Below are 17,665 nucleotides of genomic sequence, written 5' to 3'. Positions count from 1 at the left end.
GGGTTGCGCGGCGGCGAGTTCTGCACCCGTGAGGGTCAGAGGCCGGGAAAGGACACTTCGACCTCCCCAGATCACGTGTCCTTCCCCGGCCAACTCAGCCCGCCTACCCCGTCGCGCCCGGTGCATGCCAATCTCCCCGCTGCCTCTTGATCGCGGCGCGCGGACGCGCGTGCCCACCTGGCGCGACGGGCCTCCCCTGGGCCTCCCCGTCATGACCGCTGTGATCATCTCCGCCCCGGTGTGCAGCCGCAGGCAGGGTCAGCCCTGACGCAAGAGGGCGAGAAACAAGAGGGCGAGAAGAACGAGGACAAGAGGCGGGAATTCTTTGCCGAAGGATGTCGAGACTCCTCCGACAGCTACGTCCCAGGGACAGATACAACGTCCCTGGAGGAACAGCCATGCATGAGACTGAGATCACCGAGATCCTCGGCCGGCCCATCAGCCAGGAGCTGCTCGCGCGCGACGTGGTCCGACTGGCGTACGTGGCGAAGGACGGCACGCCCCGGAACATCCCGATCGCGTTCACCTGGAACGGTGCCGAAATCGTCATGTGCACCACGAAGAACGCCCCGAAGCTCCCGGCCCTGCGCGAGAACCCGATGGTGGCCCTGACGATCGACACCGAGGTGCACCCACCCAAGATCCTCCTGATCCGCGGCCGTGCCGAGCTGGACGTCGTGGACGGCATCCCGGAGGAGTACCTCCAGATCAACGGCTCGTACAAGATGACACCCGAGCAACGGGTCGCGTGGGAGGCCGAGGTCCGCTCGCTCTACGACGGCATGGTGCGGATCGTGGTGACCCCGACGTGGGCGAAACTGATCGACTTCGAGACGACGTTGCCCAGCGCGGTCGAGGAACTGGTCCGCCGGCGTGCCGAGCGTGAGGGCGTCTGAGCAGTCTCGCCCGACGGGACGTCACCGCTGGAGTCGACGCACCGGGTCGGCGTGAGTCCCGTGGACACCCGGAACTCGCGGCCGAAGTGGGCTGGTCGCAATAGCCTGCGCCACCGGCGAGGTCGCCCCAGTCGATCGGTCCGGCGGGGTCGATCGCGAACACGGTGGCGGCGCAGCGGTAGAAGCGGGGCAGCGGTGCGCACCGGGTGACGACGCGGGTGTCGCTGCCGTACGGCCGTTTCCTCTCAGGCTCCGGACTGAATGTCCCCCCGTGTCGAGGACGCGATGGCGTCGCGGTGGGCGAAGTCGCCAGGGGGGATGCCCGGGTGGTGGCCGAGCCGGTCGGATGGTGCCGTGGCCGCGGGGCCGAGGGTGAGCCGGGAGACGATGCGGTACCGGTCCCCGCGGTAGATGGAGTGGACGTATTCGACGGGCTGCCCCCTGGTGTCGGAGGTGAGCCGCTCGAAGAGCAGTGCCGGGGACAGCTCGGGGACGTCGAGCAGTTCCGCTTCGGCGCGGGTGACGACGGTCGGCTCGATCGCCTGGACGGCCTCCCGGACGTGCACGCCGTGCTGCCGGCGCAGGTGCTCGTAGAAGTCGCCGGCCTCCAGTTCCTCCGCGGACAAGGTGGGCACCAGCTCGGCCTTGAGGTGCAGGTGCTCGATGGCCATCGGGGCGCCGTCGACCAGGCGCAACCGCGCGACGTACACGATCTCGGCAGAGGGCGAGATACGCAGCTTGCGGCCCACGCGCGCGCCGGCGGAAAGGGTGGTGAACTCCAGCAGGCGGCTCGACCAGGCGCCCGCGGCCGGCGGCACGGTCATGGAATGCTCGGCGGTAACGAGTTCCTGCGTGATCTTCTCGGGTGCCACGAACATACCCCGACCGTGTTCGCGTACCAGCAGGCCCGCGGCGACGAGTTCGTCCACCGCCGCGCGCAGGGTCGGGCGGGACACTCCCAGTTGGGCGCAGAGGACTCGCTCGGAGGGGATGGCGTCTCCGGGGCGGTGGGACTCCACGAGGTCGAGGAGGAAGTCGCGGACCCGCTCGCGTTTGAGCACCGCACCCGGTGCGTCGGCCTTCATGCGTTCCCCCTCGCCCTGAACCCAGCTGACCAGTTGACCAGTGGTGAACCAGTGGCTCCCCCTGTCAGCGACCGAAGTTTAGCCGCAGACCATCCGGAAGTCGTCGGCTCGGCCGCTGCCCAACGCAGCAAAACCCTTGTGTGCAAAGGGGGTTGACGCCTCAATTGGTCTATGCCACCTTCGTCCTCACCTCAACAGGTGAACTGACCAGTGGCCTCCACTGGCCAGGTGGTCAGATGTTGTCCCCCCGCACCCGGCGTTCGCCCGCCTGAGCACCGCTCCAGCACCACGTCCCCTCCGGCTCACGGGCAGGCGCAGTCAAGGACTGAACCGCCCGCCCAGCCACCCCGCCTTGGAGCGACGCATGCCCGCTCTCGTCCCCCGCCCACCGAAGCCGCCTTCGCACCCGGTCACTTCACCCTCGCTCACCACCGACTGGGCCGACTTCCGGTCCCGTCTCAGCGACCACACCGCTCGGCTCGACGACGGGAAACGCAGGCACACCCCACACCATCCCCGACGCACACCCTGTCCCATTCCGGGAAACACCCCCACCTTTCTGGAGGGCACAACCATGAGATCCACCACGAGCCGACTGCGCGCCACCGCAGCCGCCGCCGTCGCGGTCGGCATGGGCGCCGCCGCACTCACCGCGCTCCCGGCCACCGCGAACGCGGCCACCGACGGCCTGAGCGTCCAGTACCGGACCAGCGCCTCCGGGGCCAGTGCCGATCAGGCGGAACCCTGGTTCAAGGTGCGGAACACCGGCACCAACAGCGTCTCCCTGCACAACGTCAAGATCCGCTACTACTTCAAGGCGGACTCCGCGAACGCCACCTACCGCTTCGCGTGTTCCTGGGCCGTCAAGGGCTGCGCCAACATCACCGGCACCTTCGGCACACTCACCAACCCCACTGCCACGGCGGACCGTTACCTGGAGATCGGCTTCACCTCCGGGGCCGGCTCTCTCGCGCCCGGCGCCGACACCGGCGACATGCAACTGCGCTTCTACCAGTCGACGTGGGCACCGCTGAACCAGAGCGACGACTACTCCTTCGGCGCCGCCCAGACCTCGTACGCCAACTGGTCCAAGGTCACAGCCCAACTCGCCGGCACCACCCTGTGGGGCCAGGCCCCCGCCGGCAACGACCCGACGAACCCGCCCACCGACCCGCCAACCGACCCTCCGACCGGCGGCGCCACCCTGTTCGACGACTTCAACTACGCCGGCCACACCGACCCGAAGATCTCGGCGAACGGCTGGAACGTACGCTCCAACTCCGGTGGCCCCGGCGTCTCCGGCGCCACCTGGGCCCCCGAGAACGTCACCTTCTCCACCGTCGCCGGCAACTCCATCATGAACCTGGAGACCTCGACCGCCGGGACCGGAGCGAGCACCGAGCAGACCGAGATCCTCACCAAGTCGATGAAGTTCAAGAACGGAACCTACGCGGCCCGCGTCAAGTTCAGCGACGCACCCAGGTCCGGGCCGGACGGCGACCACATCGTCCAGACCTTCTTCACCATCAACGACCTCAAGGCGCCCCTGGCGGACGACTACGCCGAGTACGACTTCGAGTACCTGCCCAACGGCGGCTGGGGCGAGCCGTCCGACATCCTCTACACCACGTCCTGGGAGACCTACCAGGCCGAGCCCTGGGTGGCGGTCAACCAGCACAGCGAGAGCCGTCAGAGCTACGCAGGCTGGCACGACCTCGTGGTGACCATCGACAACAGCAGCATCAAGTACTACGTCGACGGCCGGCTCTTCGGCACCCATGACGCCGCGTACCTGCCGGAGCGGCCCATGTCCATCAACTTCAACCAGTGGCTGATCGACTTCGGCGGGCTGTCCAGCAGCACCCCGCGGGCCTACGACCAGCAGGTCGACTACGTACTGCACGTCAAGGACCAGGTCCTCACACCGGCCCAGGTCGCCTCCAAAGTGGCGGCGTACCGCAGCGCGGGCACCACGTTCCAGGACAACGTCCCCGCCGCCTGACCTCCCTGTTCCGCACCGGGGCCTGACGGATCGTCGGGCCCCGGCCCCCGTTCACCGGGACCGCCACCGGCATCACCGGCACACCGTGACACGCCACCGGATGGTCTATCGCGCCCGTTCACCGATCTTCTGGTCATAACGTGTTGAATATGATGAAAACTCATGTCGCCTACCTGGCATGCGCCACAGCCCTCGCCGGGGTGGGGCTCGGCGCCGCCCCGTCGGTCGCCGCGGACCACATGATCCACGTGGTCTTCCCGGGGGATTCGATCCAGAAGGTGGTGGACGCCGCACAGCCGGGCGACACCGTTCTCCTGACCCCTGGCACCTACCGCCAGAGCGTCAAGGTGACCACGCCCGGCCTCACACTGCGCGGCATGGGCCACGAGACCGTCCTCGAGCCGGCCAGGACGAAGGCCGCCGAGAGCTGTGGCTGGAACGGCAACGGCATCTGCGTGGTCGGCAAGAAGGACAGGACCCTCAAGGACGTCACCATCGCCTCTCTGACCGTGCGCGGCTTCGCGAAGGCCGGGGTGTTCGCGGTGGGGACCGACAGGCTGACCGTGCGGAACGTGACCGCCGCGAAGAACGGGGTGTGGGGGATCGCGCAGGAGCACGCGGTCCGCAGCGTGTTGCGCAAGAACACCGCCCGGGACAACGGCGACGCCGGCCTGTTCCTCGCGAACACCGTCAGATCGGAGGAGGGCGCCGAGGACACAAGAGGAACAGTCGTCGAAGGCAACCTGCTCAAAGGCAACCGGATCGGTCTCACCGTCCGGCGCCTGCGCAACCTCACCGTCGCGCACAACCGCGCCACCGGCAACTGCGCGGGCGTCTTCGTCGTGGGTGACGAGAACAAGCCGAGGGCCGGTGCGCTGACCGTGCGCGACAACCGTGTCGAAGGGAACAACAAGTCCTGCCCGAAGACCGCGCGGCTCGACGCACTGCAGGGTTCCGGCATCGTGCTGACCGGCGTCGAGGACACCCTGGTGACGAAGAACCACGTCTCGAACAACATCGGCCGCTCGTCGATGTCGGGCGGCATCGTCCTGATCAAGAGCTTCGTGGGCACCACCAACCAGCGGAACCGGATCACCGGCAACCAGCTCAAGGGCAACGCCCCGGCGGATCTCGTCAACACGGACACCGGCAAGGACAACACCTTCGACGGCAACTCCTGCCGGGCGTCCCAGCCCGCGGGACTGTGCTGACGGCCCCGGGAAGGCCCATGAACTGCGAGAAAGAGACGGCCCATGACCACCACCGCACAGACCACCCAAACGCCACCGGCCACCCCGGCGCCGCCGATGCGGCTCAGGGAACTCGTCTTCGGAGCGGCATGCGCTGCCGCCCTCCGCGCGGCCACACGCCTGAAGGTCGCTGACGCCCTCGGTGACGTCCCGCAGACCGCGGAGGATCTCGCGGCCATGGTGAAGACCGAACCGAAGCCGCTACGACGGCTGTTGCGGGCCCTGTCCTGCTACGGCGTCTTCGCCGAGCGGCCGGACGGGACCTTCACCCACACCGACATGTCCCGGCTGCTGCGCGCGGACGACCCGCACAGCCTGCGCGACATCACGCTGTGGTGCACCGAGCCGTGGACCTGGGACGCGTGGCCGCGGCTGGACGAAGCGGTCCGCTCCGGCCGCAACGTCGTACAGGATCTGTACGGCAAGGAGTTCTTCCCCTACCTCAACGAAGACGCACCGGAGTCGGCCGACGTCTTCAACCGTGCCATGACGACGTCCAGCGTGCAGTCCGCGCGGGACGTGGCGCACTTCCTCGATCTGTCGGGAGCCACCTCGGTCGCCGACATCGGGGGCGGTCAGGGGCATGTGGTGGCGAGTCTGCTGGAGAAGTACCCGTCGCTGCACGGTACTCTGCTCGACCTGCCGCGTGTGGTGGCGAACGCCGATCCGCGGTTGCGGGAGGGAGGCGCGCTCGCGGACCGGATGAGCCTCGTGCCCGGTGACTGCCGTGTGGCCGTCCCGGTCCAGGCCGATGTGTACGTCATCAAGAACATCCTGGAGTGGGACGACGACAGCACGACGCGCACGCTGCGCAACGTCATCCAGGCGGGTGGTCCCGGAGGGCGGGTCGTGGTCATCGAGAACCTCGTCGACGACTCCCCCTCGATGCGTTTCAGCACCGCCATGGACCTGCTGCTGCTCCTGAACGTCGGCGGCGCCAAGCACACGACCGCCAGCATGATCAGCAGGCTGACGGAGGCGGGCCTGGTCATCGACGACGTCAGCCCGGTCAACCCCTATCTGCATGCGTTCGACTGCACCATCCCCGGGTGATGTCCTCCGAACGGCCGGTGGCCAGGCACGCGTTGCGTGCCTGGCCACCGGCCGTTCACACCAGGGCTTCAGGAGGTGGCGTCCCGCTCCCAGCGGTAGAAGCAGTGCGCCATCGCGTCCTTCGGTGAGCGCCAGGTCGCCGGATCGTACGCGGTGACGTAGGCCGACAGCCGTTCGCTGATGTCCCGGAACTCCGGGTGCCCCGCCGCCTTGGCGATGGCGGGTCCGGGGTCCCGCTCCGACTCGATGAGGTGCATGTAGACGTCGCCGAACTGGAAGAGGCTGCGGCGGGCGACTCCCACGAGGTGCGGAAGCTCCCCCCGGTCGGACTCCTCGAACAGCTTGGCGATGTCGAGGGCCGACTCCGGCGCCATACGGGCGACGATCAGGGACTGGTGCATGGTCTGTCCTCCCTCTCGCCTCAGTCGGAGAGCACCGGCGCGGGCCGGCGTTCCCGGGCGGCCTGCTCGATCCGGTCCCGGATGAGCGCCATCTGCGCCTTGGAGTTGCGGTTGATGTTGTCCGTCATCCAGGCGTCGTCGACCGGTGCGTCCGGCCTCATCGCGAAGTCCTGGGTCCACACCATCCGGACGCCCTCCGGCACCTCCTCGTACCGCCACACGATGTTCATGTAGGCGAAGGGCCCGGTCTCGACACGGCGGGCCCGCACGCTGAGGGAGTCGCGGTCCGGCTCGCGTTCCGACACCCAGCTCCACACCTTCCCGTTGTCGTCGGGGTGCATGGTCAGCCGGAAGGTGGTCCGGTTCCCCTCCTGGGAGAGGATCTCGGCGGAGGCGTACTCGCTGAACAGCCGCGGCCAGTTCGCGACGTCGTTGGTCATGTCCCAGACCAGGTCGAGCGGCGCGGCGATGGTGATCTCGTTCTGGGTGTGCCCGGCCATCTCAGGCTCCCGCCAGCAGTGCGCTGTTGACCAGTTCGAGGAACTGCTGGGGGTTCTTGCTCTTCTCCGCGTCGGGAGGCATGGGCGTGCTGTACCGGTTCTCCAGCTCGCCCACGATGCCGAGGAGGGCGAGGGAGTCGATGCCGAAGGCGTCGAAGCCGGAGTCGTACCGCTTGCGGAGGTCCTCCGGCAAGACGGTCACTCCGGCGGACTTCTTCATGAGCTCGGCGAGCTCTTCCACGGTGATTCGGTCGCTCATGCGGTGTGTCTCCCTGTGGTGTCGGGTGTGGTGTGATCAGTGCGGGCGATGCCTGGTCACCAGGCGTCGCCGGCGCCGCGCCGGAGCACGAGCGCCGAGTTCGACCCCATGAGTCCTCTGCTGAGGACCAGCGCTGTGCGCAGTTCGGTGGCACGGGCGCGGGAGGTCACGAGGTCGAGGTCGTGGCAGGTGTCGAAGACGTTGGGGGTGGGCGGGATCAGGCCGTGCTCGAGTGCGAGCACCGCGGCGGCTACGTCCAGGACGGGCGCCGCCGAGTAACTCCGGCCGGTGCCGGTCTTCGGCGCGGTGACGGGGACACGTCGGCCGTGCGCGCCCAGGGCGTCCACGATCGCCAGCGCCTCGGCACGGTCCGCCTCCGGTACACCGAGGGCGTCGGCGAACACCACGTCGATCTCCTCGGGCGCGCAGCCGGCCTCGTCCAGGGCGCCCAGGACGGCCTGGGCCAGCCCCTGGCGGGACTGCTCCCAGCGGGAGGCACCCGTGAACGTGGCCGCGTGGCCCGCCAGGGTGGCGCGCACCGAGGCGCCCCGTCGACGGGCCGAGTCCTCGCTCTCCACGACGAGCATGGCGCCGCCCTCGGCGGGCACGAATCCGCAGGCCGCGGAGGTGAAGGGGCGGTAGGCACGCTCGGGTTCGTCGACCGTGCTCAGCTCCTCGTAGCCGAGCTGGCAGACCATCGAGTACGGGGCCAGCGGCGCCTCGGTCGCACCGGCCACGATCACGTCAGTGCCGCGCCGCACGGCCCGTGCCGCCTGCGCCAGAGCGTCGAGGCCACCGGCCTCGTCGGCAGCGACCACCCCGCAAGGGCCCTTGAAGCCACGGCGGATGGAGATCTGGCCGGTGCTCGCGGCGTAGAACCAGGCGATGGACTGATACGGCCCGACGAAGCGACTGCCCTTGTCCCACAGCCTTTGCAGCTCCCGCTGCCCGAACTCGCCGCCGCCGGAACCCGCCGCCGTCACGACGCCCACGGAGTACGGCGCGGCGTCGGTGGTGCTCCGGCCGAGGCCGGCGTCGTCGAGCGCCTGGTCTGCCGCGGCCATCGCGAAGTGGGTGAACCGGTCGGTCTGGACGAGGTAGCGCTCCTCGACCACCGTCGGCGGGTCGAAGTCCCGGACCTCGCCGGCCACCCGCAGCGGCAGGTGCCCGCAGCCCTCGCGGGTGATCCGGTCCAGGACGCTGATGCCCTCCTTGGTCGCCTTCCAGAAGGTCTCGGTGCTGGTCCCGTTGGGCGCGACCAGCCCGATCCCGGTGACGGCCGCGCGCCGGGGATGTCCGCTCATCGTGTCTTCTCCCTCGGCAGAGTCATGACCACCGCGGACTGGAAGCCACCGAATCCGCTGCCCACGGACAGCACGCTGTTCAGCCTGCGCTCGCGGGCGGTGCGCGGGACGTAGTCCAGATCGCACTCGGGGTCGGGCGTCTCGTAGTTCGCGGTGGGTGGGACGACCTGGTGCTTGAGGGACAGCGCGCACGCGACGAGCTCGATCGCCCCGATGGCTCCGAGGGAGTGGCCCACCATGGACTTGATGGAGCTCATGGGCGTGTCGTAGGCGTGCGCGCCCAGGGCCCGTTTGACCGCGGCCGTCTCGTGCCGGTCGTTCTGGAGGGTGCCCGAGCCGTGCGCGTTGACGTAGTCGATCGCCGTACCGTCCAACCGGGCCTGGTCCAGGGCGTGTTCGATGGCGCGGGCCATCTCCAGACCCTCGCCGGTCAGACCGGTCATGTGGTAGGCGTTGCCGAACGTGGCATACCCGCCGATCTCGCAGTACACGTGTGCGCCGCGGGCCAGAGCGTGTTCCAGCTCCTCCAGGACGAGGACCGCGCCGCCCTCCCCCATGACGAAGCCGTTGCGGTCCGCGTCGAAGGGGCGCGAGGCGTGGGCGGGGTCGTCGTTGTTCGGGGAGGTCGCCTTGATCGCGTCGAAGCAGGCCATGGTGATCGGTGAGATCGGAGAGTCCGACGCCCCGGTTATGCAGATGTCGGCCCGACCTTCCTCGATCGTGTGGAAGGCGTATCCGACCGCGTCCAGGCCCGAGGTGCAGCCGGTGGAGACCGTCTGTACCGGGCCGCGGGCCTCGAACCGTTCCGCCACCGTCGAGGCGAGGGTGCTCGGCGAGAACGCCCGGTGCAGATGCGGGCCGGCCTGCCGGTGGTCCACGTCCCAGCGACTGCCGCGCTCGCTGACCAGCACGTAGTCGTGCTCCAGCCGGGTGGTGCCACCGACCGCGGTGCCCAGGGAGACCGCCACCCGCCACGGGTTCTCCGCGGCGAGGTCGAGGCCGGAGTCCCGTACCGCCTCCTCCCCGGCTGCGAGGGCGAATTGGATGTAGCGGTCGCACCGTGCGATCTGCTCCGGGTCCAGCCCGTGGGCCGCCGGGTCGAAGTCGCACTCGGCGGCGATCCGCGAGCGCAGCCCGGCGGGGTCGAAGAAGGTGATGCCCCGCGTCGCCGTGCGTCCGTGGGACAGCAGGTCCCAGAACGCCGGTGCTCCGATGCCGCCCGGGGCGACGATGCCCATGCCGGTGACGGCCACGCGCCTGGTCATGAACGGACCTGAGGCAGCCCGGCCACCCGCCCCATGCCCGAGTGGGTCGCGTCCGCCGCGATCGGCACTCCGTCCGCGTCCTCGGTGTCGACGTGGCCGAGCGGCGGACTCGGGGCGAGCGGGCCGAGGTGGAAGACCATGCGGGCCTCCACCCTGCCGACGTTGCGGAAGCGGTGGCGCATGTGAGCGGGGATCAGGAGTCCCTGCTCGGGTTGCAGCGCGTGGGGTTCACCGTCCAGGTCCACCTCCAGCTGCCCGCAGAGGACGTAGATGAACTCCTCGGAGTAGGGGTGGTAGTGCTCGGCGATGCGGTCGCCGGGCTGCACGATGGCCACGCCCATGAAACCGCTGGTGGAGCCGACGGTGGCGGGGGTGAGCAGGGCGCGCAGGTCCCCGCCGCGCCGGGTGTTGGGCTCGACATCGCTCAGATCAACGATCCCAGGACGTTTGTTCACGACGTTCCTCCGAACATGTGTGACTTCGGCATGACACGTGGCCGTCACGGCCCGGATGCCGGCGTGGCGGATCAGGCGTCGGGCGCCCGGCGGTCGGTGACGAGTGCCATGCGGGGGACCGTGAGGTCGCCGGCGGGGATGGCGTCCCCTGCGAGGGCTTCCGCGTCCAGGAGTTCCATGAGCTCGGTCACCTGGCCGGGGTCCGGGAGGCCGGGCAGGGCAACGTTGTCGAGGCCGCCGCGCACCTCCATGAGCCGCACCACGACGTCGTCGCGCTGGAAGATCGTGCTGCGCAACACCGGCGTGCGCGGATCGTCCAGCGCTGCCACGTCCTGACGGGCGAGCAGCTCGGCCAGGCGCATACCGCACCCCGCACGGGCCGGGTAGTACAGCGCCTGCCGTACGGCATCCGCACTGTCCTGGCCCGACGTCACATGGTGGACGGCGGGCAGTGCCGCGCGGGTGAAGAAGAGGCGGGCGGCCTCGGGGTCGTCGAGGTCCCTGTCCTGCTCCAGATAGGGGTTGATGGCTTCCTCGACGGCGCGCACCTCGGGCTGCTTGGCGACGTGGCGCAGGGCGGCGAGCAGGTCGCCCCGCACCTCGATGGCCCGCACCACCCGGTTGCCGTGCATGAACAGCGAGGTGCGGCACAGCTGGGTGGTGTCGTCGACCCGCGACTCCGGCGAGGCGTACCCGGCCAGGATCTCGGCCACGGCCTTCTCGCTGCCCGGCTTGACCGTGAAGGTGAGCGCGTGCCGGACCAGCCCGTCCCCCATGCGGGGTGACGCCTGGAGCCGACGGGTGCCGGGTTCGCTGCCCGCCGCCGGGCCGCCGGTCTCGCGGACGATGTGGAAGCGGAGGGAGCGGGTGTCCCGGACGCAGCTGTGCAAGGGCTGCACCATCCGTACGTGGTCCTCGCTGTTCACCCAGGTGAGGAAGGGAGGGGCGCTCTCCCACTCGCTCGTGATGAGCCACTGCGAGGGGTTCTCGATGGACTGGCACAGCTGGTCGCTGACATGTCCGGGGACAGACGCGACCTGGTTGCACAGCTGCTCGTACGCCTCCAGGAACTGCTGCTGGGCGCCGTCGTAGACGTCCACCAGCAGGACGACCCGCAGCCGGGAACCGTCGAAGACGGACTGAGCGACGCCTTGTGACGCCTCTCGCATGAGAGATTCCGAAACACGATCGGACGTGGTGGTCATCCTGCGCACATCTCCTTGGCCGGGAAGGAACCGGATGGATCTCGATCACGTCGATACGCCTCCGACGTGCCTCGAGCCCCTCGATCCCCTCGATCCTCAGCCCGCTCCCGCGAGCGCGCGACTCGTATGCGACCGCGTGGACGATCTCCGGGCTGCAACGATGAGTTCTGTTCAGACCAGGTGGGCGAAGACCACCAGGTTGTCCGTGTAGTCCCTGACCGCATGGTCGTAGTCACCCGCACAGGTGATGAGCCGGACCTGCGCCTGGGCCGTGTCGGCGTAGACACGTCGACTGGGGAAGTTGTCCTTGTCGAACGTCTCCACGGTGTCGACCACGAAGGACGCGGTGCGCCCGTCGGATCGTCTGACCTCGAAGACATCCCCCTTCTTCAGCTCTCCGAGGTCCGCGAAGACAGCCGCCGAGGTCGCCGTGTCGACGTGCCCGGCGATGATCGACGTGCCCGCCTCTCCCGGGGAGGCTCCCCCGGCATGCCAACCGACGAGATTGGTGTCGTCTCCCGGGGGCGGTTGGAGCTGTCCGTTGGGACCGATGGAGAGTTCCGTGAAGGGCGCGTCGACGGAGATCTTCGGAATGACCAGGCGTACGGGCCTCGCTCGCGGCAGACGCTTCCCGGCGCCCTGTCCGGCCGGCGGCGCCGCGGCGGCGGTGTGCGGGGCCTGTGACGCGCGGGAGGCGTCGGACGGGGTGTCGTTGCCTGCGAACAGGACCATGGCCAGTGCCAGGGCCGCTGCCGCAGCCACCACCAGCAAGTTGGTGCGGGGCGGGTTGTCCGCGGGGGAAGAGGGACGGTCTGCCATCGGACGCTACCTCATCAGGGCACGGCGGAAGTTCGGACGAGAAACGGGCACGGGGGGGCCGGCCGGGCCGCCACGCGACACGTGCGTGGCGGCCCGCTCGGCTATCGCACCCGGCATGGGTCAGGCCACGCTTTCAGCGGTCTTCTTACGGCGTGCCGCGTACAGACCCGTACCGACGACCGCCAGGACGGCCAGCCCGCCCGCGGTCACGGCCGGCGAGGCCAGCGCGCCGCCTCCGGTGTGCATGCCGCCGCTGGGCTTCTCCCCGCGGCCGCTCCACCCGTCGCCGTCGTGCTTGCCGCTCCAGTCCTGCTCCTGCCTGCCGCTGCCGGAGTCCTCCTTGTCCTTGTCCTTGTACGTCTCCGGGTCGAACCTGGAGTCCTTCGTGGGGTCCGATCCGTCCGCGTTCACCGCGGTCAGGGCGCCACCACCGGTGTGCATGCCACCGCGCGGCGACTCGTGTCCGCTGTCCTTGTCGTGCTCCTTGCTGTACGAGGCGTCCGTGTGGTCCTCCCAGTCGTTCCCGGCCGCATAGGCGCCGGGTGCGCCGAGAACGAGGACGGTCGAAGCCGCCGCGGTGGCAAGAAGCATGCGAGCAGAGTGCATCTGACATTCCCTCCGCCGAGGAGCGGGCAGCTGCCAGTTCGTCAGCTGAGGTGGCCTGCCCTCGACGTGATCCACCGTCAGGGCGCAGCCTGTCTCACACCACTCGGGACGATCACTCGGGTGAACACGCCTGGATCCCGACGGGATCGGGATCACGAGGCACGACAGGGCCGGCCGGCCCCGCTCATGGGGGCGGCCGGCCCTGTATCCCGAGGTCAGACCGCTGCCAGCAGTGTCCTCAGGGCATGGCGCAGTGCCGACTCGGCGTCAGGTTCCGGTGCTGCGGCCCGCCAGGCCACGAACCCGTCGGGCCGGACGAGTACGGCGCCCCCAGGCGGCGTCCCGTGCACGGCCGACCAGTCCGTCTCGCCCTCGGGCGTCAGCTCGGCATCGGGAGCGCTCCCCACCCGGTACGAGGTCAGGGGGACGGACATCGACTCGGCGACACGGATGGCCGCCTCGTGCCAGCCACTTGGGTGATCAGCGTCGCTGAGCAGGACGAAGGACCGTTCGTAGAGATCCAGCGTGGAGATCCGCTCGCCTCGGTGACGTACCGCCAAGTGGGGTGCCCTGCTGCCGGGTTCCCCGGACAGGTCGAAGCGTTCCGGTACGACCGGAGTCTCGGGGTCGGTTCCGATGACGGCGCCGCGTGGGTAGCGGTAGCCCAGGACCGCGTTGAGGATGCCGCGCTGCGGCCCACCGCCACCGCCCATGCCGGGCGGCGGGGCGAAACCGGGGTGGCTGTGCTCCACGGACCGTTCGGCGGCGCGGGCACTGGTCGCCTCAGCCACCGGGCGCCGCTCGGCGTCGTAGGTGTCCAGGAGCCCCTCCCCCGCCCATCCGCCGAGGACCGCGGCGAGTTTCCACGCGAGGTTGTGTGCGTCCTGGATGCCGGTGTTGGAGCCGAAGGCCCCGGTGGGGGACATCTCGTGGGCCGAGTCGCCCGCCAGGAAGACCCGTCCTGCCCGGTAGCTGCGGGCGACCCGCTGGGCGGCATGCCAGGGAGCCCTGCCGGTGACCTGTACGTCGAGGTCGGCCACTCCGACCGCGCGCCGGATGTGCTCGACACACCGCTCGTCGGTGAACTCCTCCAGGGTTTCGCCGTGTTCGGGATGCCAGGGGGCGTGGAAGACCCAGTTCTCACGGTTGTCCACGGGCAGCAGGGCACCGTCGGCCGCCGGGTCCGTCAGGTAGCAGACGATGAAGCGGCGGTCGCCCACGACATCCGCCAGGCGGCGGGACCTGAAGGTGATGCTCACGTTGCTGAACAGGTCGCCGGGGCCGCTCTGGGCGATGCCGAGCTGCTCGCGAACGGGACTGCGGGGGCCGTCCGCGGCGACGAGGTAGTCCGCGCGGATGGTGGTGTGCTCGCCGGTCTCCCGGCTCTTGACCACCGCGGTGACGCCGGAGGGGTCACTGTCGAACGACAGCAGTTCGGTGCCGTAGCGCAGATCGCCGCCGAGCCGCTCGGCGTGTTCGAGCAACACCGGCTCCAGGTCGTTCTGGCTGCACAGACACCATGAGCTGGGGCTGAAGCGGGCCAGTGCGCCACCCGCGTCGATCTCCTTGAACAGCCACTCCCCCGCGTCACCCACCAGGGTGGGTGTCTGGAGGATCCCGTGGTTGTCGTCCAGTGTGGCGGCGGCCTCCCGGATCGCCGGCTCGACCCCGGCCGTGCGGAACAGCTCCATCGTACGAACGTTGTTCCCGCGCCCACGAGGGTGGATGGAGGTGCCGGTGTGGCGCTCCACCAGGGTGTGCCGTACGCCCAACCGGCTCAGGAACAGCGAGGTCGACAGGCCGACGAGAGAACCGCCGACGATGAGGACAGGGACGTGATGGGTCGTGTGGTCGGTGTGGTGGTCTCTTGGGTCCATGGCCCGCCTCCAGCTGGTTGTGCCCGTCGACTCGACCGGCTTCGGCCGCGAACCACATGCATGCCCCTCGGCACAAGCGCGGGCCCAAGCTTCACCCGCTCAACGCGCCGGGTTCCCCGAGACAGCGGACACGTCCACGCTCCACGTCCCACCGAACGCGACCGGACCACGTCGCCGGAGGACTCGCTTGAGGGTGAACCATCAGGCGCTCCTCCTTCCGTGGGCAAGCTGCCGAGGGCTGCTCATCCGGCGGGCCCGTGCGAAGTCGTGTGCGGGGGTGGTGCCGGTGCCGTCGAACCGGTCACGGATGGCTGATCCCCCTGGTAGGAAGGTTCCTGTGGGAGATCACTTCGCTGCGGCGATGCGCCGGTTTCGGTTGCGTGCGGGGCTGACCCAGGAGGCGCTGGCGGAGCGTTCCGGCATCTCGGTCAGCACGATCCGCGGCATGGAGACCGGCAGACGCCGCAACCCCCAGCTCGCGTCGGTGCGGCAACTGGCCGCGGCGCTCGAGCTGCGGTCGGCGGAACTGGACGAACTGCTGGCCGCGGCGGCGGCCACGGCGGAGCCCCCGACCGTCCCCGTGCCGCGCCAACTGCCCGCCCCGCCCGCGCCGTTCGTGGGCCGCCTGGAAGAACTGGACCTGCTGGACTCCGCGATGCGGGCCGGTTCGGGCGAGACGGCTACCGTGGTCGTCTCCGCGATCGCCGGCGCCGGCGGAGTGGGCAAGTCGTGGCTGGCGTTGCACTGGGCGCACCGCAACGCCGACCGCTACCCCGATGGGCAGCTCTTCGTCGACTTACGAGGCTTCAGCCCCGACAGCGATCCGATGGACCCGGCCGTGGCGGTGCGCGGGTTCCTCGACGCGCTGGGTGTCGAGCCCGACCGCGTCCCCGTCGCCCCGCACGCGCAGGCGGCGTTGTTCCGTAGCCTGGTGGCGGACAAGCGGATGCTGCTGGTGCTCGACAACGCTGTCGACACCGCCCAGGTCACCCCGCTGCTGCCGGGGAGCGACAGCTGCGCCGTGGCGGTCACCAGCCGCAACCGGCTGTCGGGCCTGATCACCGGGCACGGTGCCCACCTGCTGTCCGTGGACACACTGCCCGACACCGAGGCCCGCGCGCTGCTCGTCGCCCGGATCGGCACGGCACGTATCGAAGCCGAACCAGCGGCCGTAGGTGAACTCATCCAGTTGTGCGGCGGGTTCCCGCTGGCGCTGAGCATCATGGCCGGGCGAGCCCACACCCATCCGCACCTGTCCCTGGCCGAGCTCGCCGACGAACTGCGCGACGACGCCCTCGACGTACTCGACGACGCCGACCCCGCGGCGAGTCTGCCCGCCGTGCTCTCGTCGTCCCATCGCGCGCTGACCGACGAGGAGGCCGAGGTGTTCGGGCTGCTGGCGATCGCACCCGGACCCGATACCGGCCTGCACGCCGCCGCCAGCCTCACCGGCCGCGGCCTGAGCTGGACCAGGACCGTACTGCGCAGGCTGGAACAGGCCTCCCTCCTCAGCCGGGACGCAGCCGGCCGCTACCGCATGCACGACCTCATCCGGCGCTACGCCACCACCGCCCATGCCCCGGCCGACGACATACGGCGCTCGGCGCTGCGGCGGGTCCTCGCCTACTACACGCACACCGCGCACGCCGCCGCCCGCCTCCTGGACTCCCACCGCGAGCCCATCGAGCTCGGACCGCTGGACCCTGGCTGCCGCCCCTTGGTATTGCCCGACATCCCGGCGGCGATGGACTGGTTCGACACCGAGCACCGCACCCTGCTCGCCGCACAACGCACCGCCGTCACGCACGCGTGGCACCGTACGGCATGGCAGCTGGCCTGGACGCTGAACGACTACCACTACCGGCGAGGACACCGTCAGGACCAGCTCGCCGTGTGGCGCATCGCGGTCGACTCCGCGGCCCGGTTGCCCGATCCCGGCGCCCAGATCCTCACCCAGCGGCTCCTCGGCCGCGCCCACGTCGTGCTCGGACACCATCAGGAGGCGATCGACGCCCTGAACCAGGCCCTGGCCCTGAGCGAACAGCAGAACGACCGTGCCCTCCAGGCCCAGGCCCACTACACGCTCGCGTCGATCTGGCCGGACGGCCGCCGGGCACTGGAGCACGCCAGGCGCGCACTGGACCTCTACCGCGGCCTCGACCAGCCGATCGCGGAGGCCAACGCACTCAACGCCGTGGGCTGGTACACCGCGCTCCTCGGCGAAGCGTCCGGCTCCGGCGAAGCCGACGACACCGCGCGCCGGCACTGCCAGGCCGCCCTCGCCCTGTACCGGCAGCACCAGGACGTGAACGGGCAGGCGCAGACCCTGGACAGCCTCGGCTACATCGACCACCACAGCGGCCGCCACCTCGACGCGGTCGAGCACTACCGCCAGGCCATCAACCTCTACCGCGATCTCGACAACCTCTACGAGGCCGCCGACACGCTCGAGCGGCTCGGCCATCCGCACGCCGCCCTCGACCGGCACGACCAGGCCCGGCAGGTGTGGCGCGAAGCCCGCGACCTGTACCGGCGGCAGGGCCGTGACCGGGAGGCCGAGGAGGTGCAGGGACAGCTCGATCGGCTTCCGGCGGACCGTTCACACGTGGACGGTTCGTGAACTGTTCCCCCTGACGACCCGACAGCAGGATGGTTCACGCAAGCCGAAACCGACCACGAGAGCCCAAG

The 17,665-nt window shown here is 69.9% G+C and carries 16 protein-coding genes; 5 read left to right on the top strand and 11 right to left on the bottom strand.

The window, feature by feature from the left end:
- The first annotated feature begins 398 nt into the window (after positions 1-398).
- Positions 399-896: a pyridoxamine 5'-phosphate oxidase family protein gene (locus ACZ56U_RS05045; protein ID WP_469082637.1), complete on the top strand. Its 498-nt coding sequence runs from the start codon at positions 399-401 to the stop codon at positions 894-896.
- A gap of 245 nt (positions 897-1,141) precedes the next feature.
- On the opposite strand, the gene ACZ56U_RS05040 is transcribed toward ACZ56U_RS05045, so the two are convergent.
- Positions 1,142-1,981 (bottom strand): GntR family transcriptional regulator, encoded by an 840-nt coding sequence (locus ACZ56U_RS05040; protein WP_469082636.1) that lies wholly within the window; start codon positions 1,979-1,981, stop codon positions 1,142-1,144.
- A gap of 574 nt (positions 1,982-2,555) precedes the next feature.
- On the opposite strand from ACZ56U_RS05040, the gene ACZ56U_RS05035 reads away from it, so the two are divergent.
- The 3 genes from ACZ56U_RS05035 (at position 2,556) to ACZ56U_RS05025 (ending at position 6,286) form a co-directional block, all read left to right on the top strand.
- On the top strand, positions 2,556-3,983 hold the full coding sequence (locus ACZ56U_RS05035) for a cellulose binding domain-containing protein (protein WP_469082635.1): 1,428 nt from the start codon (positions 2,556-2,558) through the stop codon (positions 3,981-3,983).
- A 149-nt stretch (positions 3,984-4,132) separates the two neighbouring features.
- On the top strand, positions 4,133-5,194 hold the full coding sequence (locus tag ACZ56U_RS05030) for a right-handed parallel beta-helix repeat-containing protein (protein ID WP_469082634.1): 1,062 nt from the start codon (positions 4,133-4,135) through the stop codon (positions 5,192-5,194).
- A 42-nt stretch (positions 5,195-5,236) separates the two neighbouring features.
- Positions 5,237-6,286, top strand: coding sequence for a methyltransferase (locus ACZ56U_RS05025; protein ID WP_469082633.1), 1,050 nt, complete (start codon positions 5,237-5,239; stop codon positions 6,284-6,286).
- Positions 6,287-6,354: 68 nt separating this feature from the next.
- Here ACZ56U_RS05025 and ACZ56U_RS05020 read toward each other — a convergent pair whose 3' ends face one another.
- The 10 genes from ACZ56U_RS05020 to ACZ56U_RS04975 all read right to left on the bottom strand — a co-directional run bounded on the left by ACZ56U_RS05020 (position 6,355) and on the right by ACZ56U_RS04975 (position 14,977).
- Positions 6,355-6,687 carry a TcmI family type II polyketide cyclase gene (locus ACZ56U_RS05020; RefSeq protein ID WP_469082632.1) on the bottom strand — a complete coding sequence of 111 codons (333 nt, stop codon included), beginning with the start codon at positions 6,685-6,687 and terminating at the stop codon, positions 6,355-6,357.
- Between the two features lie 20 nt (positions 6,688-6,707).
- Positions 6,708-7,187, bottom strand: a complete 480-nt coding sequence (locus ACZ56U_RS05015) for an SRPBCC family protein (protein WP_469082631.1) — start codon at positions 7,185-7,187, stop codon at positions 6,708-6,710.
- Between the two features lies 1 nt (position 7,188).
- Positions 7,189-7,446, bottom strand: coding sequence for an acyl carrier protein (locus ACZ56U_RS05010; protein ID WP_469082630.1), 258 nt, complete (start codon positions 7,444-7,446; stop codon positions 7,189-7,191).
- A 56-nt stretch (positions 7,447-7,502) separates the two neighbouring features.
- Positions 7,503-8,750, bottom strand: coding sequence for a ketosynthase chain-length factor (locus ACZ56U_RS05005; RefSeq protein ID WP_469082629.1), 1,248 nt, complete (start codon positions 8,748-8,750; stop codon positions 7,503-7,505).
- Positions 8,747-10,015, bottom strand: coding sequence for a beta-ketoacyl-[acyl-carrier-protein] synthase family protein (locus tag ACZ56U_RS05000; protein WP_469082628.1), 1,269 nt, complete (start codon positions 10,013-10,015; stop codon positions 8,747-8,749). Before ACZ56U_RS05000 ends, ACZ56U_RS05005 begins: the two co-directional genes overlap by 4 nt.
- Positions 10,012-10,470 carry a cupin domain-containing protein gene (locus ACZ56U_RS04995; RefSeq protein WP_469082627.1) on the bottom strand — a complete coding sequence of 153 codons (459 nt, stop codon included), beginning with the start codon at positions 10,468-10,470 and terminating at the stop codon, positions 10,012-10,014. The genes ACZ56U_RS05000 and ACZ56U_RS04995 overlap by 4 nt, the downstream gene beginning before the upstream one ends.
- Before the next feature lie 71 nt (positions 10,471-10,541).
- Entirely contained in the window at positions 10,542-11,675 is a 1,134-nt protein-coding gene (locus ACZ56U_RS04990; RefSeq protein ID WP_469082626.1) for a SchA/CurD-like domain-containing protein, read from the bottom strand.
- Positions 11,676-11,846: 171 nt separating this feature from the next.
- Entirely contained in the window at positions 11,847-12,494 is a 648-nt protein-coding gene (locus ACZ56U_RS04985; RefSeq protein WP_469082625.1) for a class F sortase, read from the bottom strand.
- Positions 12,495-12,614: 120 nt separating this feature from the next.
- Complete coding sequence (locus ACZ56U_RS04980) at positions 12,615-13,100, bottom strand: hypothetical protein (protein WP_469082624.1); 486 nt, start codon at positions 13,098-13,100, stop codon at positions 12,615-12,617.
- Positions 13,101-13,315: 215 nt separating this feature from the next.
- Positions 13,316-14,977, bottom strand: a complete 1,662-nt coding sequence (locus ACZ56U_RS04975; RefSeq protein ID WP_469082623.1) for an FAD-dependent oxidoreductase — start codon at positions 14,975-14,977, stop codon at positions 13,316-13,318.
- Between the two features lie 361 nt (positions 14,978-15,338).
- Here ACZ56U_RS04975 and ACZ56U_RS04970 point away from each other — a divergent pair, with 361 nt between their 5' ends.
- Entirely contained in the window at positions 15,339-17,597 is a 2,259-nt protein-coding gene (locus ACZ56U_RS04970) for an ATP-binding protein (protein WP_469082622.1), read from the top strand.
- Positions 17,598-17,665: the final 68 nt, after the last annotated feature.

Source organism: Streptomyces sp. NPDC034103 (genome assembly GCF_055575395.1).
Note: the sequence above shows the minus strand (reverse complement) of the source record. Positions and strands in the feature narration are given on the sequence as shown.